The organism is Salinivibrio socompensis S35 (genome assembly GCF_000513715.1).
In the GTDB taxonomy this organism is placed as follows: Bacteria; Pseudomonadota; Gammaproteobacteria; order Enterobacterales; family Vibrionaceae; genus Salinivibrio; species Salinivibrio socompensis.
This window is the reverse complement of sequence record NZ_AQOD01000251.1, coordinates 1-2,800: the sequence shown is the minus strand read 5'-3', so window position 1 is coordinate 2,800 and position 2,800 is coordinate 1. Positions and strand designations below refer to the sequence as shown.

Here is a 2,800-nt window from a genome sequence, read left to right as displayed (position 1 = left end):
TATTTCTTCTTGACTTTGATGGTAAGGTGCGTAAGATACGCAGCCCTGACCAAGTGAAGCGAAGCTTCGTACAGTCAACGCTCTTTAACAATTTGACCTATGCAATCTGTGTGGGCACTCGTTGAGAATAGACAAAAAGATTTATTCGATACACTGAGTGACCAATACGATACAACTTTTATAGTTGTTCGGCACAGTCAATTCGTTTGTCTCGTAAGAGATAAACAAAACAGTAGTTATCGAGCTGTTTGTCTTTCCTTTCGAGGAAAGCAAACAAAAGAACTTTAATTGAAGAGTTTGATCATGGCTCAGATTGAACGCTGGCGGCAGGCCTAACACATGCAAGTCGAGCGGAAACGGCAGCATTGAAGCTTCGGTGGATTTGTTGGACGTCAAGCGGCGGACGGGTGAGTAACGGCTGGGAACCTGCCCTGACGAGGGGGATAACCGTTGGAAACGACGGCTAATACCGCATAATGTCTTGGTTCGTTAGAGTCAGGACCAAAGGTGGCCTCTACATGTAAGCTATCGCGTTGGGATGGGCCCAGTTAGGATTAGCTAGTTGGTAAGGTAATGGCTTACCAAGGCAACGATCCTTAGCTGGTTTGAGAGGATGATCAGCCACACTGGGACTGAGACACGGCCCAGACTCCTACGGGAGGCAGCAGTGGGGAATATTGCACAATGGGGGAGACCCTGATGCAGCCATGCCGCGTGTGTGAAGAAGGCCTTCGGGTTGTAAAGCACTTTCAGCAGTGAGGAAGGTCGTGTACTTAATACGTGCACGGCTTGACGTTAGCTGCAGAAGAAGCACCGGCTAACTCCGTGCCAGCAGCCGCGGTAATACGGAGGGTGCGAGCGTTAATCGGAATTACTGGGCGTAAAGCGCATGCAGGCGGTTTGTTAAGTCAGATGTGAAAGCCCGGGGCTCAACCTCGGAACCGCATTTGAAACTGGCAGGCTAGAGTCTTGTAGAGGGGGGTAGAATTTCAGGTGTAGCGGTGAAATGCGTAGAGATCTGAAGGAATACCAGTGGCGAAGGCGGCCCCCTGGACAAAGACTGACGCTCAGATGCGAAAGCGTGGGTAGCAAACAGGATTAGATACCCTGGTAGTCCACGCTGTAAACGATGTCTACTTGGAGGTTGAGGTTTTAGACTTTGGCTTTCGGCGCTAACGCATTAAGTAGACCGCCTGGGGAGTACGGCCGCAAGGTTAAAACTCAAATGAATTGACGGGGGCCCGCACAAGCGGTGGAGCATGTGGTTTAATTCGATGCAACGCGAAGAACCTTACCTACTCTTGACATCCAGCGAAGCCTTTAGAGATAGAGGCGTGCCTTCGGGAGCGCTGAGACAGGTGCTGCATGGCTGTCGTCAGCTCGTGTTGTGAAATGTTGGGTTAAGTCCCGCAACGAGCGCAACCCTTATCCTTGTTTGCCAGCACGTAAAGGTGGGAACTCCAGGGAGACTGCCGGTGATAAACCGGAGGAAGGTGGGGACGACGTCAAGTCATCATGGCCCTTACGAGTAGGGCTACACACGTGCTACAATGGCAGATACAGAGGGCAGCGAGACAGCGATGTTGAGCGAATCCCTTAAAGTTTGTCGTAGTCCGGATTGGAGTCTGCAACTCGACTCCATGAAGTCGGAATCGCTAGTAATCGTGGATCAGAATGCCACGGTGAATACGTTCCCGGGCCTTGTACACACCGCCCGTCACACCATGGGAGTGGGCTGCACCAGAAGTAGATAGCTTAACCTTCGGGAGGGCGTTTACCACGGTGTGGTTCATGACTGGGGTGAAGTCGTAACAAGGTAGCCCTAGGGGAACCTGGGGCTGGATCACCTCCTTACTGACGCTATTCTTGCGAGTGTTCACACAGATTGTATAGGTTGAAGTTATAAAGAGAGCACATCATTGATTTGATGGGTCTGTAGCTCAGCTGGTTAGAGCGCACCCCTGATAAGGGTGAGGTCGGTGGTTCAAGTCCACTCAGACCCACCAACACATCCCCAAATGTGTTGGATAACAAAGTAATCAATGTGGGGCTATAGCTCAGCTGGGAGAGCGCCTGCCTTGCACGCAGGAGGTCAGCAGTTCGATCCTGCTTAGCTCCACCACTTTTTAAGCGTATTTATAGTGATAAGTGCCTTTAAAAAGTGGTTTATCGTCGTGATAAATACACATGCTCTTTAACAATCTGGAAAGCTGACAAGTCATTCTTTAAGAATGACAGTAAAGTTCTCAATCAGTGACATATCATGTCACTCACACAATCAAGTGTGCTTGGACTTTGTCTTATTACGATAAGCAAAGTTTCTATTTGAGTCCGGCAAAAACAAAACCTTAGTTGTTTAAACCGTTTGTTTTCACTGTTTAAAAGTGAAAGTAAATAAGCAAGACCTTTTGGGGTTGTATGGTTAAGTGACTAAGCGTAGACGGTGGATGCTTGGCAGTCAGAGGCGATGAAGGACGTATTAACTTGCGAAAAGCCCAGATAAGGCAGTAAAAGCCATTTGAATCTGGGATGTCCGAATGGGGAAACCCACCTGCATAAGCAGGTATCTTAGTGTGAATACATAGCGCTAAGAGGCGAACTCGGGGAACTGAAACATCTAAGTACCCGAAGGAAAAGAAATCAATTGAGATTCCGGCAGTAGCGGCGAGCGACCCCGGATTAGCCTTAAGCAGACTTGGCGTTAGGTGAACAGGTTGGAAAACCTGGCAACAAAGGGTGATAGCCCCGTAACCGACGGCGCCATATGTGTGAAAACGAGTAGGACGGGACACGTGATATC

2 tRNA genes and 2 rRNA genes are annotated in these 2,800 nt (G+C 49.2%); all 4 read left to right on the top strand.

Annotation, left to right across the window (positions count from 1 at the left end):
• Window positions 1–285: 285 nt before the first annotated feature.
• A 16S ribosomal RNA gene (locus DZ54_RS0117470) occupies window positions 286–1,854 on the top strand.
• A gap of 75 nt (window positions 1,855–1,929) precedes the next feature.
• Window positions 1,930–2,006, top strand: a tRNA-Ile gene (locus DZ54_RS0117465).
• Window positions 2,007–2,046: 40 nt separating this feature from the next.
• A tRNA-Ala gene (locus tag DZ54_RS0117460) sits at window positions 2,047–2,122 on the top strand.
• Between the two features lie 298 nt (window positions 2,123–2,420).
• Window positions 2,421–2,800, top strand: a 23S ribosomal RNA gene (locus DZ54_RS0117455); the annotation flags it as partial.